Source organism: Aeromonas sp. ASNIH8 (assembly GCF_002919855.1).
GTDB classification, from domain to species: Bacteria; Pseudomonadota; Gammaproteobacteria; order Enterobacterales; family Aeromonadaceae; genus Aeromonas; species Aeromonas caviae.
In genome coordinates this window covers 1-4628 of sequence record NZ_PQLN01000172.1, presented here as the reverse complement: position 1 = coordinate 4628, position 4628 = coordinate 1, and the positions used below count along the sequence as shown (strand labels likewise).

Genomic DNA, 4628 nt, shown 5'->3' with positions numbered 1-4628 from the left:
TGCTGCTGTGCTGCTGTGCTGCTGTGCTGCTGTGCTGCTGTGCTGCTGTGCTGCTGTGCTGCTGTGCTGCTGTGCTGCTGTGCTGCTGTGCTGCTGTGCTGCTGTGCTGCTGTGCTGCTGTGCTGCTTTGTCTTTGTCGCCATGGCATCCCGGGTCGGAAGCCTGGATAACCCGGTGGGCAATGCCGGCGCATTGGCTGTCACGCCGAAGGGGCGATCAGTGGTTCAGGTAGATATCCTGGCCGCCGTAGCTCAGTGCCCCACCCAGAGGGGTTGCGGGCTCGAAGAAGCGGGTCAGGACACCGGCACGCTGGCCCAGGGTGCTCAATGTGCTCCGGTCCAGGGCGACCTGTTCGGGCAGCCAGGTCAGCACGGCGGCGCAGTGACCATTGATCAGGCTCTGCTCCAGCAGGCGCTGCCAATTCTTGATCTTGGGGGCGTGCACGACAAGCACCCTGGCAGGATTGATCCCTCTGGCCTGCAATTGCGCGGCGGCGGGCAGACCGGGCGGGGCGACGAGCAGGATCCAGCCACTGTCAGACTGACTCAGTTGCCCCAGGGCATCCAGCAGCGGCGCTTCCTGATGGAGAGGGCCGCGCCGCTGCTCTTGTCCCATCTTGCTCTGATGACGAGTGGGCCAGGTGGTGATCAGACCGGCAGAGGAGGAGGGGGGGCAAAGATTCAGGGGCTGGCTCATATGTCGTTCCTGTATGAATAACCATGCTGTATGCGCATACAGTAGTTCTGTTCGCAAGGAGTGACAAGTCATTTGTGGCTAAAAGTGTGAGCCGATTAACAGGAGATGACTTTAACTACATGATTAAAAAGGATATTTATATCTTCCTTATACAGGGTGTTTTTTAACCTGTAGACAAACTTCGGGTCGGCGCTCATGGTTATACAGTCCTGTATAGGGAGAGGAGGGAGCGAGATGGACGTTAGTACCTTGCAACGACTGGATGCGAACATTCTGCTCGGGATCATCAACGAGAAGCTGCGGCTGGAGTGTGATGGTCTGGAAGAGCTGCTGGCTTACTACGACATGACAGAAGATCAGCTGGCTACCCGTCTGCAACAGATCGGGTATCACTACGACCCTATGAGCAATCAGTTCAAGGCACATGGTTAATTGAAATCAAAGGGTGCTCCGATTGGGGCATCCTTTTTATTACCTGACGAGGGGGTGTGAATTGAAAGCGCTTTCAATTTCTCCCTAGTCGGCGGTTATTTTCACGTATTTTCAGTCACAGGCAATCATTGAAAACCTATTCATGAAACTATCTTTTTTGTTTTCTTATATCACTATGATTTAAAACGAAATTTATATTTCATTCAGGCTGGCTCAAGGAAAGGGTTTTCATGGTGAAACTGTCATTTTTATGCGTTAAAGTGTGACTCACGTTAACTTTTAAACCCTTGGCTTTAGCTAGTATGCCCCCGCCGGAGCATATTCTGAGATAACAACAGCGCCGGTCCACCCGATGGGATGACATTTTTTATTTGTAACGAAGGAAAATGGTTTATGGCTACCAAGAAGAAGACAGACCAGGATCTCCAACTGGATAAAGATCAGCTCAAGGCGAGTATCGTGCGTCACCTGCGTTCTACCTTGGGTACAAGCGAACAGAAAGCCTCTCCGGATGCCTGGTGGAAAGCGACCGCTGCCGCCGTCAATGAACAGGTGTACGAGCGCCTGACCCGTACTCAGCAGGCTCACTTCAAGAAAGATACTCGTGCGATTCACTATCTCTCTGCTGAATTTTTGATGGGGCGTTTGACCTCCAACAACCTGCACAACCTCTCCCTCTACAAAGTCTGTGAAGAGGCGCTGGGTGAACTTGGTCTGGAACTGACCGATCTGTGTGAACAAGAGCCTGACATGGCCCTTGGCAACGGCGGCCTGGGTCGTCTGGCTGCCTGCTTCATCGATTCCCTGGCCACTCTGAACTACCCGGCGGTGGGCTATGGCATCCACTACGAGCACGGCCTGTTCCGTCAGGAAATTCAGGATGGCCGTCAGATCGAGCGTCCGGACTCCTGGCGCGAATATGGCAACCCCTGGGAGATCTGCCGCCCGGAATCGGTGCAGGAGATCCCGCTCTACGGCTACGTGGAGACCGTCTTTGGTGACAAGGGTGGCCTGAAGAAGGTGTGGCACGCCGGTCGCAAGATCAAAGGGGTGCCCTGGGACATTCCGGTGGTCGGCTTCGGTGGTCACACCGTCAACATCCTGCGTCTGTGGGAATCCCGCGCCTCCGAGTTCTTCGACTGGGACGTGTTCAACGCCGGTGGTTATATCGACTCCCAGGCCGAGAAGGCCCAGGCCGAGACCATCTCCAAGGTGCTCTACCCGAACGATGAGACCGACGCCGGCAAGGAGCTGCGCCTGATCCAGCAGTACTTCTTCTGCGCCTGCTCCATCAAGGACATCATGCGTCGCTACAAGCGGGTGCATGGCAGTGACTTCAGCAACTTTGCCGCGCAAATCGCCATCCAGCTCAACGATACCCACCCCACCGTGGCCATCCCCGAGCTGATGCGCGTGCTGGTGGACGAAGAGGGGCTGAACTGGGATACCGCCTGGGGCATCTGCTATCAGGTCTTCTCCTACACCAACCACACCCTGCTGCCGGAAGCGCTGGAGAAGTGGTCCGTCAGCCTGTTCGAGAAGGTACTGCCCCGTCACCTCGAGATCATTTATGAAATCAACGCCCGCTTCCTGAACGAGCTGGTGGAGCCCAAGTGGCCGGGCAACGATGCCATCAAGGCCAAGCTCTCCATCATCGAAGAGGGTGACGTGCGCAAGGTGCGTATGGGCAACCTGTGCGTCATCGGCTCCTCCAAGGTGAACGGCGTGGCCGAGATCCACTCCAAGCTGGTGAAGGAAGATCTCTTCCCCGAGTATGCCGAGCTGTGGCCCGAGAAGATGTGCAACGTCACCAATGGTGTGACTCCCCGTCGCTGGCTGCTGGCCTGCAACCCGGAACTGGCCGAACTCTACAACGAGGTGGTGGGCAAGGAGTGGCCGCTGCAACTGGACAAGCTGCGCAGCGTGGTGAAGTTTGCCGACGACAAGGCGTTCCAGCAGCAGTTCATGACCATCAAGCGCCACAACAAGGAGAAGCTGGTCAAGGTCATCAAGGCGGAAACCGGCATCGACGTGAGCGCGGAGGCGATCTTCGACGTCCAGATCAAGCGTCTGCACGAGTACAAGCGCCAGCAACTGAACCTCATCCACATCATGGCGCTCTACCGTCGCCTGCTGGCGAACCCGGACTATGACATGCATCCGCGGGTGTTCATCTTCGGCTCCAAGGCGGCGCCCGGCTACAAGCTGGCCAAGGACATCATCTACGCCATCAACAAGCTGGCGGAGCGGGTCAACAACGACGCCCGTATTCAGGGCAAGCTGAAAGTGGTGTTCATGCCGAACTACCGCGTGAGCCTTGCCGAGAAGCTGATCCCGGCGGCGGATGTCTCAGAGCAGATCTCCACCGCAGGTTACGAAGCATCCGGTACCGGCAACATGAAGATGGCGCTGAACGGTGCCATCACCATCGGGACGCTGGATGGAGCCAACATCGAGATCGCCGAAGAGGCGGGTGCCGAGAACTGCGCCATCTTCGGTCTGAATGTGGACGAGGTGAAGTCCCTGAAGGTGCGCGGCTACAACCCGTATGACTTCTACTACGACAACTCCGAGCTGAAAGCCGTGCTGGACTGGTTTGATACCGACTACTTCACGCCGGGTCGTCCGGGTGAGCTGGCCTCCATCAAGCGCTCCTTGCTGGAAGGGGGAGACCCTTACCTGACACTGGCGGATTTCGAGTCCTACTCCGAGGCGCACAAGCTGATCGATGCCTGGTACCGGGATCCGGCCCTGTGGGCGAAGAAAGCCATCATCAACTCTGCCACCATGGGCAAGTTCAACTCCGACCGCTCCATCCAGGATTACGTAGACCGTATCTGGAAACTGACGAGCTGCAGCGTCGGCTGATGTCTGCTCCTGTGAAAAACCCCGCGATGCGGGGTTTTTTTTCATCTGTCGGGCTGAGGGAGGCTCAGGGCCTGTCGACCACCCGGGTGTCCGCCGGCACCCGTTTCTTGCCGGTGATCATCGCCCTGACGAGATCACCCCGTACCAGACGATCCAGGGCGATGACGGCCAGTACATGGACGAAGATGGCCACCTGCAGCCCCTTGGCAAAGAACTCGTGGATCTCTTCCATGCGATGGGTGCCGGAGAGCGGCCCGTATTCGGTCATGATCCCGCTGGCGGCGGTGCCGACAAGGCAGGTCAACAGCAGCAGTATCATCAAGGACCCCAAAGGATTTCCTGATTACCCATGATTAGCAGTCACCACGAGCTATACTGATCTTACGTACAGTTACTGAGGTGCGAGATCATGGCCAAAAGCAAAGTCCAATTCCAGAAAGGCTACAGCCTGTTTGATTTTTTCAAGGACTATGGCACTGAAGCGCAGTGCGAAAACGCGCTGCTCGCTTGGCGTTTTCCGAACGGTTTCATCTGTCCTGAGTGCGCCAACAAGACCTGCTGTCGCCTGAAAAGTCGGCCACGCGTGCTGCAATGCAATAACTGCCGTCACCAGATGTCATTGACTGGAAACA

5 protein-coding genes are annotated in these 4628 nt (G+C 56.6%); 3 read left to right on the top strand and 2 right to left on the bottom strand.

The annotated features are described in order from the left end of the window. Positions 1 to 216: 216 nt before the first annotated feature. A complete protein-coding gene (locus C3418_RS22885) occupies positions 217 to 696 on the bottom strand; it encodes a cell division inhibitor (protein ID WP_010674896.1) in 480 nt (159 codons plus the stop codon). A gap of 234 nt (positions 697 to 930) precedes the next feature. On the opposite strand from C3418_RS22885, the gene C3418_RS22880 reads away from it, so the two are divergent. Together C3418_RS22880 and C3418_RS22875 are read left to right on the top strand one after the other, a co-directional pair. Next, positions 931 to 1128, top strand: coding sequence for a DUF4250 domain-containing protein (locus tag C3418_RS22880; RefSeq protein WP_005323525.1), 198 nt, complete (start codon positions 931 to 933; stop codon positions 1126 to 1128). A 393-nt stretch (positions 1129 to 1521) separates the two neighbouring features. Continuing rightward, on the top strand, positions 1522 to 3996 hold the full coding sequence (locus C3418_RS22875) for a glycogen/starch/alpha-glucan phosphorylase (RefSeq protein ID WP_049636007.1): 2475 nt from the start codon (positions 1522 to 1524) through the stop codon (positions 3994 to 3996). Positions 3997 to 4060: 64 nt separating this feature from the next. Here C3418_RS22875 and C3418_RS22870 read toward each other — a convergent pair whose 3' ends face one another. Then, positions 4061 to 4327 carry a cytochrome b/b6 domain-containing protein gene (locus C3418_RS22870; protein WP_244059091.1) on the bottom strand — a complete coding sequence of 89 codons (267 nt, stop codon included), beginning with the start codon at positions 4325 to 4327 and terminating at the stop codon, positions 4061 to 4063. A 78-nt stretch (positions 4328 to 4405) separates the two neighbouring features. On the opposite strand from C3418_RS22870, the gene C3418_RS22865 reads away from it, so the two are divergent. After that, on the top strand, positions 4406 to 4628 hold a 223-nt coding region (locus C3418_RS22865; protein ID WP_146054115.1), incomplete at its 3' end, for a transposase.

Bases quoted from the DNA above. Each gene is read 5' to 3' on its own strand.
- C3418_RS22885 (WP_010674896.1), bottom strand. From the start codon at position 696: ATGAGCCAGCCCCTGAATCTTTGCCCCCCCTCCTCCTCTGCCGGTCTG.
- C3418_RS22875 (WP_049636007.1), top strand. From the start codon at position 1,522: ATGGCTACCAAGAAGAAGACAGACCAGGATCTCCAACTGGATAAAGAT.
- C3418_RS22880 (WP_005323525.1), top strand. From the start codon at position 931: ATGGACGTTAGTACCTTGCAACGACTGGATGCGAACATTCTGCTCGGG.